Source organism: Arthrobacter sp. Y3221048, from assembly GCF_059092685.1.
In genome coordinates this window covers 288847-304317 of the sequence record NZ_JBNHHX010000001.1, presented here as the reverse complement: position 1 = coordinate 304317, position 15471 = coordinate 288847, and the positions used below count along the sequence as shown (strand labels likewise).

Here is a 15471-nt window from a genome sequence, read left to right as displayed (position 1 = left end):
CGCTTGTCTGGATTGAACCACTGCTCCAGCATGGCATTCTCTTCATCCGTTACTGAACGCATCTCGCCGCGCCTGATATCGGCTTCTACACGTTGCCAGAACTCCATGGGCGCTAGGCTACTAGCAGCCAATCGGTTAAGGGGAGAACGTGTCACAAGATTCGAGGCTCACGTGCCTAGACAGATCGAAGACATGGTTGGATGGGAGGCCGCGGTAGCGACTGCGGGGATCACTGATGAGGCAGTGGATCATGCGGATAAGCGTGGTGATGAAGCTGGTAGCCAAGTACCGAAAGACTGTCGGCTCAGAAGAATCCTTCGTTTCCGTACCTGTGACGCATGTTCTACGATGCCTGAGACCGTAAAGGAACGGCTAGAGGCTGAGGGGACCAAGTAAAACCTCTCCTACCCAGCCCTTACGATCGCAGTCATTATGCGCTCCCTGTTCTGCGCCCATCCGCGCTCTGGGTTCCGGTCCAGCACCTCGACGCGGATTAGGTGCGGCATGCCAATAGTTGGAAGCACCAGGTCTTTTATTGCGTCGTAAAACGCTCGTTGCCTCGTTCGGCTCTTAGGCCCAAAGTTCGAGGTAGATTTTGAGGCCCACCCCGAGCGATCTACACGCGGACCATGGAGCCGGCAGAGCGTCTTGTACTCCTCCAGCTCATACCCGCAGTCGGATGGTTCGTAGAAGTCGAACGTCTTGAGGCGATGGCTGCTGAAGTGCTGGACCTCATCGATTTCAATGTGCAGGCCCGTAGGCTCGTGGAGCAGGTCAAAGCCCGCCCGACTGACCCGCTTCGGTGACCGCATAACATCGATCAGAGCATCGAGCTCAACCGCCATGGCTAGAACGGTTTCAAATAACGGTCCTGACTGCACCGGTAGACCGAACGGACCTCTCGTACCTATCCATTCGTAAGTGGGAGCAGGTACAAGCTCTAGGCCATCTTTTGCCGCAGCCTCCAGAAACCGTGCCTCGCACACTGATAGCCGTCTCATCTGTCGACCTCCTCCCGGTGACACTCAGAGGTTCTGCATCGCCCGCTGCATCATTGCGTTCAGCGCTTCGATCCCGCGTTGAACGGTGCCGGTTGCTGCGAGTTCGCCTAGCTTGATAAGCAGCGCCTTCACCCGGCCAGCATTAGGTGCCGGTGCCTGGATCTCTTGCTCCACTTCCCCCACGACACGTTGAGCGTCAGCTGCCACCTCATCAGTCACACCGATAACTGTCGGATTCAGTAAGGCCCGGACGGAGCTAAGAAACCGCTCGACCCCTTCGATCTGCCCCTGCGTCATGGTGTTGGACTGGTTGACGTTCGAGCTAGCCACTGCCACGTTGACGCCCTGCGAGCCGGTGATGTTGACCTCGTTCACGGTTACTCCTGGTGCCGAAGAAAGCGCTTGATTGACCGACTGCTCAGCCTCAATGACTCGTATCCCTTTGGTTGTGATCTCTGGTCTGGCGAGCCCACTGCCGAACGTTCGAATACCGTCGACATACTCTTCGTCGAGCAGCCACTGAGTGGCTCGTGACAACTCGTCCTCTGTGTAGGGAACGCCGAAGTACTGATTGTTAGGGCTCTGCAAGAAGTCTTCGATGCCTGAGACGCTTCCGCCACTCAGATGTTCATCATAGAGCCAGTTGAGGACGGCATCTCGAATCTGCTTGGCCCGACGTCGACGGTCGCTCCTCAGCCTGGCGAATTCATGCGCCGCATCAAGACCGGGCTGCTTGATAAACACGGTGCTGACTCCAGCCACGGACTTGAAGAACATGACCATGCCGCGCGATTCCAGGTACTGCAAATCGCTGTCGATGGGACCAGACTCAACACCCCATTGGTTGTCGTCCTTCCGCAGAGGCGCTAGGGACACCTGATGGTCACCGTCTAACGGTTCCAGTTCTGTGAGAGCTTGGATGAGCCGAAGCTTCCTCAGGCCGGCTGCACTTTGAGCGAGCGATTCAACGATGGACAACGAGTCCCCCTAGGGAATGAGATTGACGCTGCTACTCTAGCTCCCAGCTCGGACAAGATTGCGGGGAGCAATGGTTGACGGCTCGATTTAGCCGTGCAGTAGTAACAAGCGACGTTTTGTCGCACCCTACCCCTAGAATCAGGAGGAACTTGATTACGGGGGATATCGTGAAGCATAAAAAATCTAGCTTTCTGCCAGCAATCGGCCTCGTGCTCGTTGGTCTGCTAATGAGTGGTTGCGCTGTATCGAAAGCATCATCTGCGCCGGTGGCGCTACACGCCGACACACCGGAGTATGAGACGGCATCGGTAGATTCGCTCAAGTCCAAGAAGGCCACCGGATTCGTCCGGGCGCTGAGCCGAGGCGGCGATGGGCGCAGAGGGCATTTCATCTCTGGGAGCGCGCTTTTCAACAGCGATAAGGCTATGGCCGCCCTGAGCGGATGCACACTCAGCTCGGAGTGGTACACAGTTGACTCTGGAGAGACACTCAGCGGCGAGATGGACTGTACAGATGGCGACGTCGTCGCGGTCGACATCACCTTCGACGAAACAAGCATGATCACAAAGATGACCGCCGAGGGTATCTACAGGTCGTACGATTCAACTGTTCCAGGGCCATAAATATCCCGTTACGAACGCAAAGGAAGGCCCTCGCATAGCCTTCCCTTTCTTCACTGGCTACCACCAGTGGCCTACGTCTCTCCTATTGATCAATACGCGTGAAAGTCAGTGCTTTCGCCGCTGCCCAGGTTTCGTACCTCGATTCCATGTACCGATCCCCGTAGGCGTCCTGACATGCGTAGTCCGTGTGCCAGTTAGGACAGTCGATGACCAGCTGTCCGTTGCAGTCCTGGCCGAGCCCTTTACAGCCCACGCTGTTCCCAGCGTCTAAAGGGTTACTGCTTTCCTTGAAGTAGATGAAGGCCTTAGCCTCTGCTTCAACGTCGCTTGTGCCCTGCGGAGAGGCCGGCAGCGTCTGTTCGGTTGCGATCACCGGCTTGCTAACCGCCTTTGGCTCTACTGGCTTAGGTACGCGCTCTGGTGGCTGTGCTACCTTCTTGATCTGAACAGCACTGGTAGCGGCTACTGTTCGACGCTTTCGAAGCGACCTGGATGTCCTGGACTACCGCTTGACGTTCCTGACTGTGCAGACTGATCGAGGCGAAGTAGCTACCGATCAGGCCGATGAGGCCTGCCATGAGGACTCCCAGCGCCATGCTCTGGAAGTAGGTCGCGAGCGTGACTGTCCGGCGGCGCTATGTTGTTGTGGTTGTACGTTTGTTGCTTTCATTCTTCTAACCCTGCCCATAATGGGCTTTTTCCGCGCAGTCGATCGTGAAGCTGAACGCATGATTCGTCTTTTCAAGGAGGAGGAGCTGCGTCGCAAAGATGAGGACTAGGACGTTCTCGTTCTTCTGCTTACGGCAGGCGACCTTGCCTTGCTGTATCAAGACGGCCAAAGCATACGGGAGCTCGCTGACATCAGCGGTTTCTCCATCCGCAGGGTCAGGGAATTGCTCGACGAAGAGGGTGTTGAACGCCGTTCTCCGGGACGCCCAGCTGTGGCGCACTAATCTGACGTAAAGGGCGCCGTAAGCGGAATCCCCGGACGCAAACAAGAGGATTGCGTCCGGGGAGCCGCATTTCAGCGATTGCTGCCGCAACGTCAGCACCCTGAAGGCATCGTCAGCTTCGAGTAATGGCTAACGGCCAACGCAAGTACGCTGGACTGTCAGCCTGCCGCCGACTTCACATCCCTCATTACCTCAACGAGCGTTGCGGGGTAGATGCGCAAAGCGTCGTAGATTCCGGCGCTTCGCCCCATGATGATCGGGTCGCTACCAACACCGCGGAACTGCTGGATAGCCCTGGCAATCATCTCCTCGGGCTTGAAGATGGCAGGCTTGTCGATCTTCCATGTGCTTTCGCCATCCTCTACCACGAACTCGCTCATTGCGCCGAGGATCGGGAAAATGAGCGCGGGAGACACCCACGTGATTTTTCCATCACTGTCGCGACGGCACGCGCGCCCCTTCTTGGTCTCTTCCCAGACCCTGTGACCGTTCCAGGCAGGGTGTGATTCCCAATACCGGTACTCGTCGTACGCCGCTGACGCCATCTGGACAGTGAACTCGTACTTGCGCCTGGCTTCCTCGTCGATGCCTTTGGAATCGAACCAACGGGAGAAGTCGGTCAGGCATTGTTCGGCCATCTTATAAGCGCGCACCTTCTCAGAGTCCGAGCCATTCAAGGAAACCGAGGGCGGCATCAGGAGCCGGGTGTACTGCAACAGCTTCCTGGTGTCAAAAGCATCGATGTCGGTTTCGCTCTTCTGAATGCGCAAGCCAGGATGTAGGCGGGACACGTTGAGTTCCAACTCGTCCAAGTGGCCGCGGGCGCCTGCTTGGGAAATCGACTTCACCGGAGTGGCGGTGTTGCGGGCAATAGCTGTCTCGACCACTTCTTGTTCGTCGGGGTCGACGATAATCTCTGCCCGCACGTAGAACGGTACGTCCTCAAAGAGATCTTCAGTGCCCTCTGGGTACAATTCGGTGATCCATCGCTTGATTTCGCCCTGCGTCTGGGCTCCATTAAGGATTGACGCATGGGTCAGGGTGATGATCTTCGCGTTGTCGTCTACCTTGATGTCTGAGGCGCAGATAACAAACCCTGAGTTCCTCGTGATAAATCGTTGCGGCTCGGTAAGAATCGTGTTCCGGATGGCGTCGTGGACGCGGTTCCGCTTCTTCGGGCTATATTCCGCGATGTAGTTCCGCAGGTTGTCGCGTGTGTCCAGTCCAACGATTTCAAATGCGGACAGATTAGCTACATAGGACCGGACCCCGGTCGCTTGTTCGTCAGGGCTCGTGGTGTTGCGAACAAGCTGGTACTGCAAAGTGCTGATTTTCGGGCGCTTGGAGCGCGCGGCGTGGTGCTGACCCATGAGGGCCTCCATTTCTAGTTGTCGTGTACCTGCCCATCGTCGGATCGCCGCATCTGCAGCGCCCAAAGCAGTCGTACAGGAGGAGCATAACATCCGCGACCATCGAATTCTCGGACAAAGGGGAATCACGTTGCTCATGACGCGCCGTGCCCGCGCCATCTGAGGAACCGACTGCCTAAACAGACTCGAGGGTCTTGATGAATTGTGAGAGGTTGGATCGGGCGGATGGGCCCACATCGACGAAAACCAATTTTAAGGGCTCGCCGAAGCCTTGCACTTCGTAGGGTGCCGGCAAAGCTTCGTCCGCTCCGAGAACTACTGGATATGCGAGAGCAATGGAGGCATCTTGCCATGCCGGGTGTTGCCGATATGCGACCATTTGGTAGATGTCCGACCGGGATACTTTGAGACTAGGACCGCGAGAGCTAATGAGTAGGTTGTCGTCTGGTCTTGATGGCCCCAGGGCATCCTTGTACTTCGCATCAAGAAGAAGTGTCCCCCGTCCATTGGTTAGGACATAGTCGGGGTCGATACGAGAGGATCGGAGCCGGAGACCATAGCCGTCGAAATATCTGGCGCTTGGTCGCCGGCTTCCGTCGAGGGTGAATCTGGCCGACTCTTGAATGATTCCGCGGAGGGCTTCCTGAAAGAGGTCGGGCATGCTCCACAGGAACGACTGGATTTGACTGCTTCCTAGAGTATGACTTAGAAAGCGGCCGTGAAGAAGATCAGTCGTGGTTTGCAAAATCGCAGCGTAATGTCTCTCGGGCCCATTGATGGACGTTTCCCGTAGTTCTGCGGGACCAACCTCGATATCGGATACTTCGGCGAACTTCGGCAGGACAGCGTTGACAGCCACGCGGACCCTCTGGCGAGCGTCAACGATAGGTAGATCGCGGGCAAGCTTGGCCACCCGCCGTAGACCCGCTTTCAGCACACGGTTGTTAGGCGTATCAATGGTTCGTTCAGTAACGACACAGGGAACGTTTGCATTTCGCGCTGCTGCAAGGTTCTGAGAGACATATTTCGTGACTAGGAACCGGCCTCGAACATGACCTTTAAGAGTCATGCGGTTAGACGTATAGCTCCTGCGAAGCCATCGGGTCGCAAACTCCGAGAGAGCCTCGACATACCAGAGAAGGAGTGTCGCGATCGGCTCCGCATAGGAACTGTCTACGCCCACTCTGTCCAGCTGGGGCCGTCGGAGAGGATTGCCCCGTTGCCCGTAAGCATGATCTGCGAGGAAGGACACATCTGCCTTCTCAAGCTTGGGACGGACATGGACAGTCAGGTCCAGCCCGGCTTGCCGTAGACGGGCGATGCCGGCCAAAGCATCAGGCCTAATACGCCAATAAGCATCTCCTGGTGCCCTGATTACTTTAATCGCCAGCGCGTCCCAGAACGATGAATCTACCTCACGGACAATATTGTCTTCGATTAGCGATTCTTCGTACTCGACGAGCTCGAGCACCTCTACGCGCACCGGTTAAGCCTGGAGGGCATAAGGGTCCTCGGGCTGCAAGTCTTCTTCTTCAACTCGCTGCGTCTGCAGGCTTTCAGTAAGGAAATCAGTTAGAGCGTTGATCATTTCAATTTGCGAGACCTGCCCGGCTATTCCTAGGTCTTCCTTGAATGCCGCGAAACTTGCTTCCTCAAGATCGCCCTCGAGTGCATATTCCGCCAGAAGGGGAAGAACTTCGTAGATCAGGCTTGAGGCGAGGGCTCGGATGTTCTCGAATTCATTTGTGCTGCTGCGACGGGGGAGAAAGTACGAGGGGCCGACTTGGATCGCAGGAGGCGCGTCCTGCAGCAAATCACTGACCAGTTCGAACAGGCGGAGTGCCGCCGCACGGTCAACATTCCCGTGGAAGTCGGGATGATGAACGATCGGGTCAGCAGAAGCGGGGACATTAAGGAAGACGAACCGTCGTCGAAGCGCATAATCGATAACGGCGATCGAACGGTCGGCTGTATTCATTGTGCCGATGAGCTTCAGGTGGCGGGGAATCGTGATTGATGCGTCGCCGTCTATTGCGTAAGGGGTGGCGACCGGCTCGTCCCGGTATTCGAGAGCGTAGAGCAACTCACCGAAAATCGATGGGATGTTGCCTCGGTTGACCTCATCGAGGATGAGCACAAGTTCGGTTGCAGAGCCTCGAGTTGACAGCTCCATCCCCACTGCCGCGATAAAACTCAGGACGCGGTGGCGTGGCACAAAGGTGACGCCAGCGGCTATAGGCTCGGCGACGAGTGTTCGGACGAAGTCGTTGTACTCGTAGGAGGGATGGAACTGAACGATTTCCCATATCGCCGACAACCCAAGGCTCTCCACCATGTCTGCGACACGCGAAGGTATGCGTTCATGCATGGGAAGGTCATCCAGGAGTTTCTGCAGGCGACTTTCCTGCTGCCGGTCACTTGTGGCCCACTCGACGTAACTCTTAGCTAAGTGTGTCTTCCCCGTACCAGGAGGGCCTTGGAGTACAACCTGCCCCCTGTTCTCGAGCTGTGTAGCGAGTTCCTCCAGATGGATCGGCGGCCTTGACCGCCGCGATTGAGGGCGGGTGCCAGATTCTTCCGCGGCTCGTTTGAATTCGTCACGCGTAAGACCCAGCCAGTGATTGGCTCCCAAGGAGAGGGCGAAATCCAGAAGACGAGCTTTATCCGGCGGGGAAAATTGGGGTCGCCAGTAGTCGATCCTGTCCTTGAGCAGGCGGAGAAGCCCGGGCACGGCCGCCGAGGTAGGTAGAAATTTTTGGACCCCAAGAACGCTGGATCCTGACTCGTTGGGCACGAAAAGCTGGCACTGCACCATGTCGCGGAGGATGTTTGTAGTGATCTTGTTAGGTTCGTCGCCGAGCCCACGGTCGCTAAGAGAGGCGAACAGTGGCTGCCGGCCTATGGAAGCGCTGTCGAAACGGCCGTCAGGATGGGTGAGTATTTCGCGAGTGATTTCCTCAAGGCGGTCGTCTGCTATGAGAAGGGCACACCAAGCCAGCAGGAACCTGTCCGCCCGTTGTTCTCGAGCTGCAGTCAGCAGTTCGTCATCCATCACAACCTGAGTTTGAGCCGGATCTCGGTCGGACTTCAGTGGAGGATCGTAAAGAACCAGATCATTCCATAAGGGCTTAAGAACGGGGATGCCGTAGACGTCAGCGGCCGTGGATTCTCCGGGCACAAGTTCTGCGAGGCTATGGAGGACATCCGCAATACGTTTAAACTTGGTCAGCGAGATCTTTCCCAGCGGCTGGATCGGCGTCATTCTTCCCCCCGGTGCTTAACCTGTCTCAGTATCGTATGTCTGAACCTTATAGGCCCTGTCCGCTTCAAGTGACATTGAGACGATTTCCTGCTCGCGTCCCGGCTCGCTCGACGCAATCTGAAACACGAGCGTCGAAACGTGATGTGGCAAGTCGCTGGATTCTAGCCAGCCGTAAACGTCACTTTGAATCCTGCCGACACCGCACCAAGTTGCATGGCTGGAGTGGTTTTAAATGCAGCCCGGTCAGACGCAAGGAACGGTACGTCCCAGTCATAGTAATGGGGGCTATGACCCTCGTAACGGAAAAGCGAAGGGAGGTCGGTCCTGAGTCGCTGGAGAAACTGGCTAACGCTGTAAATAGTGGGCGCCGAGCACCTGGTAGTTCGAGGTTAGGAGATCCGCCTTGCATAGTCCTCTTTGACGACTTCGAGGTGGAGCCAGGCGTCGGTGCGGCTGACTGCGGGGAGGCTGCGGATTTCTTCGAGCTGGGCGAGGAGGTCGCGGGGGGACTGGGCGGCGAGGGTTGCGATCGCGTCGAAGCGGCCGACGGTCTGGGCGACGAACTCCACGTGGGATGAGCCGCGCAGGAGCTCGAGGACAGCGTCATTGTCGCCCGAGAGGTTCAGGCCGACGCCCATGGAGAGCTGCCGGCCGCCGGCGCCGCGGGACTCGACCGCGCTGATTCGGATGATCCGCGCGTCGAGCAGGCGTTGCACCCGGGAGCGGACGGCGGTGGGCGTGAGTCCCACGGCGGCGGCGAGGTCCCGGTAGCTGGTCCGGCCGTCCTGCTGCAGGATCTCGATGAGCTGGGTGTCCACGTGGTCGATGGTGACCTCGCCGGCGTACTGCGAGATGAAGAGGCCCTTGACCACGCGGGTGTAGACCAGTGTGTCGATGTACGCGACGTTGGGGTGCTCGCGAAGCCGGGTGAGCACGGCGTGCAGTTCGTCGTGGGTGGCGACGCGAATCTCGGCAATCAGGTCGTGGGTACCGCCGACCGCGGAGACCAGCACGGCCTCCGACCATTCGGCCAGCCGCTGGGCAATGTGGCGGACCGGCCCGGAGGCCACCACCGAGACGTGCGCGATCACGTGCTGGCCGAGGAACGCCGGATCCACGGCGGCCACCACCCGGACGGTGTGGCTGTCCAACAGCTCCCGCAGCCGGGCGGAGACGGTGGCCCGCGGCAGGCCGAGCTCGCGCGCCAGTTCCTGGTAGCTGGCCCGGCCCTCCTTCTGAAGGGCGCGGACGAGTTTTGTGTCGATCATTTCGATGTGGTCCGCCAAAGTTTCCTTAACCTCCCAAGTGAGCACCGCCGTCGTCAATTATCCAGTGATGCTGCGCACAAGCAAGCTCTTCCGCAAAATTGTGCGCAAGAATCAGAGCAGAAGTGAATCCGGGGGCATGTAACGCAATATTTGTGCTCTTGTTGGATTGTGATTTAGGCCCTACAGTCGCAGAGATCACATCGGCACTCATGCCCACACCTTAAGGTGGAAGACCATGTCACACACGTCAGCAGCCCGGCCGCAGTTCAGCCACGCCCGGGCCCGCCGCGCCGGATTCGCGGCCTTCGTCGGCACCGCCATTGAGTGGTACGACTTCTACATCTACGCCACGGCCGCGGCCCTGGTGTTCGGCCCGCTCTTCTTCCCGGAAGCGGACCGGATGACCGGAATCGCCGCCGCCTTCGCCACCTACGCGGTCGGGTTCTTCATGCGCCCGCTGGGCGGCATCATCTTCGGCCACATCGGCGATAAGTTCGGCCGTCGCCCCTCGCTGGTGATCACGCTGCTGATCATGGGCCTGTCCACCGTGTTTGTGGGCCTGCTGCCCACGCACGAGAACATCGGCTCCTGGGCCGCCGTCATGCTGGTGGTGCTGCGCGCGCTGCAGGGCCTGGCCGTGGGCGGCGAGTGGGGCGGCGCCGTGCTGATGGCGGTGGAGCACGCGCCGGAGAAGCACAAGACCTTCTACGGCGGCTTCGCGCAGCTGGGCAACCCGGCCGGTGCGCTGGGCGCCACCCTGATTTTCGCCTACCTGTCCGGGATCAGCGACACGTTCCTGGTGGACGGCGGCTGGCGCATCCCGTTCCTGCTCTCCGTGGTGCTGATCGGCGTGGGCTTCTGGGTCCGCTACCGGGTGGAGGAATCCCCGGTGTTCGAGGAGAAGGTCGAAGGCAAGGTCCAGACCCTGCCGCTGAAGCACGCGCTGGTCACCAACTGGAAGCCCATCCTCATCGGCATCGGCCTGCTGCCCATCTCCACCGGCGGCTACTACCTGGCCACCACCTTCGCCACCGCGTACGGCACCGACCCGTCGGTGGGCCTGAGCGAAACCATGATCCTCAACGCGCTGTCCGTGGCCGCCCTGGTCGAGCTCATCTGCACCCTGGGCGTCGCCTGGCTGGGTGATCGGTGGGGCCGCAAGCGGGTCATGTTCGTCGGCCTGGTGGGCTCGATCGTGCTCATCGTCCCGCAGTTCCTGCTGATGTCCACCGGGCCCGAATGGCTGATCTTCCTGGCCTTCGCCGCGATGCGCCTGGTCATGACCGCCACCTACGCGCCGACCGCGACCATCCTCTCCCAGCTGTTCCGGGCACAGGCCCGCTACACCAGCATCTCGCTGGCCTACGGGATGGCCAACGCCATCTGGGCGGCCCTCTCGCCGCTGACCGCCACCTTCCTGTACAGCAGCACCGGCAGCATCTGGCCCGTCCTGATCATGTTCGGCGCCATGGGCGTGCTGAGCATCATCTGCCTGGCGATCGCTCCCCAGCACCGCGACGAGGACGAATACGACGACGCCGACTTGGCCGACGACGCCGCACGCACCAACAACAGCAACACCAACCTGGAGGCCTTCCGGTGAGGAAACTCAAGACATTCGACGCTCCCGCGACCAGCTTCATCCCACAGCTGATCACGGCCGCAACCATCCACACCATGGATGAAGAGCGCCCGACGGCGGAGGCCATGCTGGTGCACGACGGCCGCCTGCTCGCCGTGGGCACCGAGGCACAGTGCCGCGCCGCCGCCGTCAACCTCGGCCTGCCGGACCCGAAGGAACACAACGCCGGCGGGGCAACGATTGTGCCGGGCTTCATCGACGCGCACGCGCACCCGCTGATGTACGGGCAGCTGAAGACCTGGGTGGACTGCGGGCCGGAACGCGCCGGCAGCATCCCCGAGATCGTCGCGCTGCTGAAGGAACGGGCGGCCGAGACCCCCAACGGCCTGCCCGTGCGCGGCTTCGGCTACGAGCACACCAACCTGGTGGAGGGCCGCCACCCCACCCGGCAGGAGCTCGACGAGGTCGCCACCGACCGCGAGGTCTACCTCATGAACGCCTCCGGCCACGGCGGCGTGGTGAACTCCTACACCTTTGAACTGCACGGCGTCACCAAGGACACCCCCAACCCGGCCGGCGGCGAATTCTTCCGCGACGCTTCGGGTGAGCTGACCGGCGAGCTCTCCGACGCCGCCTGCAACATCCTGACCGGGCTCGAGGGCGTGAAGATCGGCCACCACGGCCCGAACTTCCACCTGGCCGACGCCCCCGAGGAGCACCTGCGCCAGCTGCAGATCGCCCAGGAGAACTTCCTGGCCGGCGGCGTCACCACGATCGGCGACGCCCAGGTGTCCCGCCGCGAGTTCGACATGTACCTGCGCATGGCGGAGGAAAACCAGCTCAAGTTCAGGGTCAGCATGTACCTGCTCTCGCACCTGCTGGACGAGGCGGCGGAGATGGGCCTGCACGGCCAGTTCGGCAACGCGCGGCTCAGCTTCGCCGGCTTCAAGTTCTACGCCGACGGCACCCTGGGCGGCTGGACCGCGTACTTCCCGGACGGCTACGTGGGGGACCCCTGCCGCACCGGGCAGCTCTACCACGACCCGGCCGACTACGCGGCCCTGATTTCCAAGGCGCACCGGCTGGGCCTGCAGACCGCCACCCACGCGCAGTCCCCGACGGCCCTGGAGATGGTCATCTCCGCCATCGAGGCCGCGCAGGCGGAACGTCCCGACACCGATGCCCGGCACCGGATCGAGCACTGCGGACTGCCCACGCTGGAGCAGATCGACCGGATGGCCGCCGCGGGCATCCACCCGGTGAACCAGCCGCAGCACTACTACAACTGGGGCGAGGGCGTGAAGGAAGCGGTCGGCACCCCGGGCGAGCGCTTCAACCCGTTGGGCGAATTCGTGGCGGCCGGCGTGCCGGTGACCATCAGCTCCGACGCCCCCGTGGCCGAGCCCAAGCCGCTGGAAGCCATCCAGGCCGCCACCAACCGCATCACCCGCTCCGGCGTCCGTCTCGGTTCGGACTCGCTGCTCATCACGGCGCGCCAGGCGCTGGCGGCGCATACCATCAACGCCGCCTATACACTGGGCCGCGAGGACGACCTCGGCTCGCTGACCGCGGGCAAGCGGGCCGACTTCGTGGTCCTCGCCGGCGACCCGCTGGCCGTCGACGCCGCCGAGATCTCCGATATCCAGGTCCTGGAAACCTGGGTGGACGGCATCCAGCGCTTCGCGGCCGACCGCCCTGTACTCCGCACGGAAGAGGTCCAGCATGTCTGAGCACAACCCGACGGCCACCCCCACCGTCACGCTGCCCGAGGGAGTCGTCGCCGATAACACCGGCCTGGCCGTCATGACGGTCCTGCGGAACTACGGCATCGACACCATCTTCGGCATCCCCGGCACGCACAACCTGGAGTTCTACCGGCACCTGGCGGCGCTGGGCATCCGCCCGGTGACCACCCGGCACGAACAGGGCGCCGGCTACGCCGCCGACGGCTGGGCACAGCAGACCGGCCTGCCCGGCGTCGTCATTACGACGTCGGGGCCCGGCCTGCTCAATGCGCTCTCCGCCGCGGGCACCGCCTACTGCGAGTCCCGGCCGCTGATCATCCTGTCGCCGGGCGTGCCCGAGGGCGAAGAGTTCGCGGACATCGGCTCGCTGCACGAGACGAAGGACGCCACGGCCGCCGTCGGCGCGATCGTCGAGTGGTCGCGCCGCGTCACCTCCGCCACCGAGGCGGTCCAAGGCATCCACGACGCCTTCGAACTCTTCCGCTACGGGCGCCCGCGGCCGGTGCACATCGAGGTACCGCTCAACGTGCTCGAGGGACCGAGCGACGCTCCGGCGGATCTGCTGCAGGCTTCGCCCCGGCGTGAGCCGGCGGGAGCGTCCGCCCAGGCCATCCGGCATGCCGCCCAGCTGCTCGCCGAGTCGCGCCGGCCGGTGCTGCTGGCCGGCGGCGGTTCGCTGCGTGCGGGCAGCAACCTGCTGCAGCTGGCCGAAGCGCTGGACGCCCCGGTGATCACCACGCTCAACGGCAAGGGTGCCATCCCCGAATCGCATCCGCTGGCGCTGGGCTCCGACATCCGCCTCGATCCCGCCCAGCAGCTCTGCGAGGAGGCCGACGTGCTTCTGGTCATCGGCTCCAAGGTGGGCGAGGCCGAGCTCTGGTTCAACCAGCTGCAGCCGCGAGGCACGGTGATCCGCGTGGACATCCTGGCCGGGCAAATGGCCAAGAACATCGCCGCCGACGTTCCGCTGGTCGGTGACAGCGCCGCCGTCGTGCCCCAGCTGCTCGCCGCACTGCAGGAAAACAACGGCGGCGGTGTCCCGCCGCGGGCGGAGAGCGGCGCCGACCGCGCGGCGCGGCTGCGCCCGGTGCTGCGCGACGCCGCCCGTGAGCTGTCCCCGGAGTTCGCGGCTCTCGCCGAACAGGTGGCGGCCGCCGTGCCGCCGTCGACGATTATCGGCGGCGATTCCTCCCAGGCCACGTACCTGGGCACGGCCAGCTTCGTGCCGCAAGACCGGCCGCATTCGCTGCTCTACACCCCGGCCTACGCCACGCTCGGCTACGGGCTGCCGGCGTCGATCGGCGCCCGCATCGGCGCGCCGGACCGACCGGTGGTCTGTGTGGTGGGTGACGGCGCGCTGATGTTCGCGGTACAGGAGCTCGTCACCGCTGTCGAACAGCGCCTGGACCTTGTAGTGGTGTGCGCCGACAACGGCGGCTACGGCGAGATCCGCCAGAACGAGCTGGACCGCGGCATCGAGCCCGTGGGCGTGGAGCTCGTGCAGCCCGACTGGGCCGCCCTGGCGACCGCCTTCGGCGGCACCGGTCAGCGGATCCACGACGCCGCCGAGCTGGCCCCGGCCATCCGCCAGGCCCTGGCCGACGGCGGAGTCCAGCTCATCCACGTCCCCACGCAGCTGTTCGCGCAGGATGGCCAGGCATGACGGGTAACCCGCGCGTCGTTATCACCGACGCCGAGGACCTCGACTACTCCGTTGCCCTGGAGTTGCTGGCCGAGGCCGGCGTCGAGGCGCAATACCTCAACACCCGGGACCGCGGCGCCATTCTCGACGCAGCGGCGGGGTGCGAGGGGATCATCCTCGGCTACGCCACCCTGGACGCCGAGATGATCGCCGCCATGCCGAACCTGAAGGCCGTGGCCACCATGTCGGCGGGCTTCGACATGGTTGACCTGGAGGCGGCGGCCGCCCGGAACATCACGGTCTGCAACGTGCCCTCGGTGGCCACCCGCGATGTAGCCACGCATGCCTTCGCCGGCATGCTCTCGCTCATCCGCGAGCTCCCGCGCTCCCAGGCTGCCACCCGACGCGGAGACTGGACGGGGGAGGGGATCCCGGTCCCGCCGCGGATCAGCGAGCGGACCCTGGGACTGGTCGGGTTCGGGCGCATCGCCCAGTACCTGGCGGGCCTGGCGGCCCCGGTCTTCGGGTCCGTCATCGCCTACGACCCGTTCGTGCCCGACGAGGCCTGGCCGGCCGATGTGCGCCGGGGCGAGCTCGCCGAGGTCCTGGCGGCGTCGAACGTGGTCAGCCTGCACACTCCGCTCACCGAAGAAACCCGGAACCTGCTCGACGCCAGGAACCTCGCCGTCCTGCCGGCGGGCAGCTATGTGGTGAACGTGTCCCGCGGCGCGCTCGTCGACGAACAGGCGCTCTGCGCCGCCCTGGACTCCGGCCACATCGCCGGGGCCATGCTGGACGTGCTCTCGCAGGAACCGGCCCCGGCCGACCATCCGCTGGTGGTCCATCCGTCGGCGATCGTCACACCCCACGCGGCGTACCGCAGCAACGTGTCGCTGCGCGAATACGTGGCGCTGCCGGCCCGGAACATCATCGCCTGCCTGCAGGGCCGGCAACCGGAGACCCCGATCGCCGCGGCCCCGTCCCTCGCCCCGGCGGCCCGGTAGTCAGGCACGCTGAACACGCAACGGCGCCCGGCCTGCATCAGCA

The 15471-nt window shown here is 62.4% G+C and carries 14 protein-coding genes; 5 read left to right on the top strand and 9 right to left on the bottom strand.

Annotated elements, in window-relative coordinates; all coding sequences use genetic code 11:
- Positions 1 to 404: 404 nt before the first annotated feature.
- Together AC5RVS_RS01410 and AC5RVS_RS01405 are read right to left on the bottom strand one after the other, a co-directional pair.
- A complete protein-coding gene (locus tag AC5RVS_RS01410) occupies positions 405 to 845 on the bottom strand; it encodes a DUF7255 family protein (RefSeq protein ID WP_494106832.1) in 441 nt (146 codons plus the stop codon).
- A gap of 180 nt (positions 846 to 1025) precedes the next feature.
- Complete coding sequence (locus tag AC5RVS_RS01405) at positions 1026 to 1979, bottom strand: hypothetical protein (RefSeq protein WP_494106831.1); 954 nt, start codon at positions 1977 to 1979, stop codon at positions 1026 to 1028.
- Between the two features lie 149 nt (positions 1980 to 2128).
- Between AC5RVS_RS01405 and AC5RVS_RS01400 the strand changes: the two genes are divergently transcribed.
- A complete protein-coding gene (locus tag AC5RVS_RS01400; protein WP_494106830.1) occupies positions 2129 to 2602 on the top strand; it encodes a hypothetical protein in 474 nt (157 codons plus the stop codon).
- An 82-nt stretch (positions 2603 to 2684) separates the two neighbouring features.
- Here the strand turns inward: AC5RVS_RS01400 and AC5RVS_RS01395 are convergent, their stop codons facing one another.
- The 7 genes from AC5RVS_RS01395 to AC5RVS_RS01365 all read right to left on the bottom strand — a co-directional run bounded on the left by AC5RVS_RS01395 (position 2685) and on the right by AC5RVS_RS01365 (position 9666).
- The gene (locus tag AC5RVS_RS01395; RefSeq protein ID WP_494106829.1) at positions 2685 to 2975 is read right to left on the bottom strand and encodes an aggregation-promoting factor C-terminal-like domain-containing protein; all 291 of its coding nucleotides are present in this window, start codon (positions 2973 to 2975) and stop codon (positions 2685 to 2687) included.
- 301 nt (positions 2976 to 3276) lie between these two features.
- Positions 3277 to 3654 carry a hypothetical protein gene (locus AC5RVS_RS01390; RefSeq protein WP_494106828.1) on the bottom strand — a complete coding sequence of 126 codons (378 nt, stop codon included), beginning with the start codon at positions 3652 to 3654 and terminating at the stop codon, positions 3277 to 3279.
- A gap of 59 nt (positions 3655 to 3713) precedes the next feature.
- Positions 3714 to 4925 carry an AIPR family protein gene (locus AC5RVS_RS01385; RefSeq protein WP_494106827.1) on the bottom strand — a complete coding sequence of 404 codons (1212 nt, stop codon included), beginning with the start codon at positions 4923 to 4925 and terminating at the stop codon, positions 3714 to 3716.
- Positions 4926 to 5100: 175 nt separating this feature from the next.
- Positions 5101 to 6408: a 5-methylcytosine restriction system specificity protein McrC gene (locus tag AC5RVS_RS01380; RefSeq protein ID WP_494106826.1), complete on the bottom strand. Its 1308-nt coding sequence runs from the start codon at positions 6406 to 6408 to the stop codon at positions 5101 to 5103.
- A 3-nt stretch (positions 6409 to 6411) separates the two neighbouring features.
- On the bottom strand, positions 6412 to 8187 hold the full coding sequence (locus AC5RVS_RS01375; RefSeq protein ID WP_494106825.1) for an McrB family protein: 1776 nt from the start codon (positions 8185 to 8187) through the stop codon (positions 6412 to 6414).
- Between the two features lie 389 nt (positions 8188 to 8576).
- The gene (locus AC5RVS_RS01370) at positions 8577 to 9473 is read right to left on the bottom strand and encodes an Lrp/AsnC family transcriptional regulator (protein ID WP_494106824.1); all 897 of its coding nucleotides are present in this window, start codon (positions 9471 to 9473) and stop codon (positions 8577 to 8579) included.
- A 7-nt stretch (positions 9474 to 9480) separates the two neighbouring features.
- Complete coding sequence (locus tag AC5RVS_RS01365; RefSeq protein WP_494106823.1) at positions 9481 to 9666, bottom strand: hypothetical protein; 186 nt, start codon at positions 9664 to 9666, stop codon at positions 9481 to 9483.
- 24 nt (positions 9667 to 9690) lie between these two features.
- Between AC5RVS_RS01365 and AC5RVS_RS01360 the strand changes: the two genes are divergently transcribed.
- Genes AC5RVS_RS01360 through AC5RVS_RS01345 form a run of 4 tightly spaced genes read left to right on the top strand, consistent with a single transcriptional unit; the run spans position 9691 to position 15428 of the window.
- Positions 9691 to 11058 carry an MFS transporter gene (locus AC5RVS_RS01360; protein WP_494106822.1) on the top strand — a complete coding sequence of 456 codons (1368 nt, stop codon included), beginning with the start codon at positions 9691 to 9693 and terminating at the stop codon, positions 11056 to 11058.
- Positions 11055 to 12767, top strand: coding sequence for an amidohydrolase (locus tag AC5RVS_RS01355; protein ID WP_494106821.1), 1713 nt, complete (start codon positions 11055 to 11057; stop codon positions 12765 to 12767). The genes AC5RVS_RS01360 and AC5RVS_RS01355 overlap by 4 nt, the downstream gene beginning before the upstream one ends.
- A complete protein-coding gene (locus tag AC5RVS_RS01350) occupies positions 12760 to 14445 on the top strand; it encodes a thiamine pyrophosphate-binding protein (RefSeq protein ID WP_494106820.1) in 1686 nt (561 codons plus the stop codon). The genes AC5RVS_RS01355 and AC5RVS_RS01350 overlap by 8 nt, the downstream gene beginning before the upstream one ends.
- Positions 14442 to 15428 (top strand): C-terminal binding protein, encoded by a 987-nt coding sequence (locus AC5RVS_RS01345; protein WP_494106819.1) that lies wholly within the window; start codon positions 14442 to 14444, stop codon positions 15426 to 15428. Before AC5RVS_RS01350 ends, AC5RVS_RS01345 begins: the two co-directional genes overlap by 4 nt.
- The last annotated feature ends 43 nt before the right edge of the window (positions 15429 to 15471 follow it).

Excerpts from the sequence above, each read along its gene's own strand:
- AC5RVS_RS01410 (WP_494106832.1), bottom strand. The coding sequence starts at position 845 with ATGGCGGTTGAGCTCGATGCTCTGATCGATGTTATGCGGTCACCGAAG.
- AC5RVS_RS01385 (WP_494106827.1), bottom strand. The coding sequence starts at position 4,925 with ATGGGTCAGCACCACGCCGCGCGCTCCAAGCGCCCGAAAATCAGCACT.
- AC5RVS_RS01375 (WP_494106825.1), bottom strand. The coding sequence starts at position 8,187 with ATGACGCCGATCCAGCCGCTGGGAAAGATCTCGCTGACCAAGTTTAAA.
- AC5RVS_RS01365 (WP_494106823.1), bottom strand. The coding sequence starts at position 9,666 with ATGAGTGCCGATGTGATCTCTGCGACTGTAGGGCCTAAATCACAATCC.
- AC5RVS_RS01360 (WP_494106822.1), top strand. The coding sequence starts at position 9,691 with ATGTCACACACGTCAGCAGCCCGGCCGCAGTTCAGCCACGCCCGGGCC.
- AC5RVS_RS01350 (WP_494106820.1), top strand. The coding sequence starts at position 12,760 with ATGTCTGAGCACAACCCGACGGCCACCCCCACCGTCACGCTGCCCGAG.
- AC5RVS_RS01345 (WP_494106819.1), top strand. The coding sequence starts at position 14,442 with ATGACGGGTAACCCGCGCGTCGTTATCACCGACGCCGAGGACCTCGAC.